Raw genomic sequence first — 681 nt, 5'->3', positions numbered from 1 at the left:
GAACATAGCAGCTACGCTGCAATTGGGCGCGTGGCAGGTTTATGAGTATAATCAGGTTTTTCATTCGCTATAAATCACAACCTGATTACCTTTACTGACCATGGCTGCTCGTACTTCTGTCAACACCCCCTATCAACCTAGACCGCTTAACTTTCTACTTGAGTTCAATAAAGCATGGGAAACCATGGTGGCGACAGATTCAACACTTCGAGATATCGAAATCATTGAAGTCACTAAAATGCTCGCCTGCGGCAAACCGGCATTGGGTTGTAAAGAGCTACATTGTGAAAACAAAGACTGTACCCATTCTAAAAACATATGGTTCACTTGCTCTAGTCGAGCCTGCTCTCGCTGTGGCAAAAAATCGACCGACAACTGGATAGTCCAACAGATAGACCGAATGCCACATTGCCCTTGGATGCACATGACATTCACTTTTCCTGATGTTTTATGGTCTCTGTTTCGTAACAACCGCCGGTTACTCGATAAACTTTGCCAACTCGCTGTCGACAACCTTCTTTATGCAGCAAAGCAGGCTGGACTAGAAATTGGCATTTTCTGCGCATTACATACTTTTGGGAGGCGGTTAACTTGGCACCCTCATGTACATGTTTCAGTGACTCTAGGCGGGATAAATGCACATGGTGATTGGAAAGCGCTCGCCTATTGTCATGAAAAAGT

General features: G+C 44.8%; 1 protein-coding gene. It reads left to right on the top strand.

The annotated features are described in order from the left end of the window. Positions 1–184: 184 nt before the first annotated feature. On the top strand, positions 185–681 hold a 497-nt coding region (locus BCT34_RS01005), incomplete at its 3' end, for a transposase zinc-binding domain-containing protein (protein WP_241902763.1).

This window comes from Vibrio sp. 10N.261.45.E2, assembly GCF_002875705.1.
In the GTDB taxonomy this organism is placed as follows: Bacteria; Pseudomonadota; Gammaproteobacteria; order Enterobacterales; family Vibrionaceae; genus Vibrio.
This window is presented reverse-complemented; position numbering and strand designations above follow the sequence as displayed.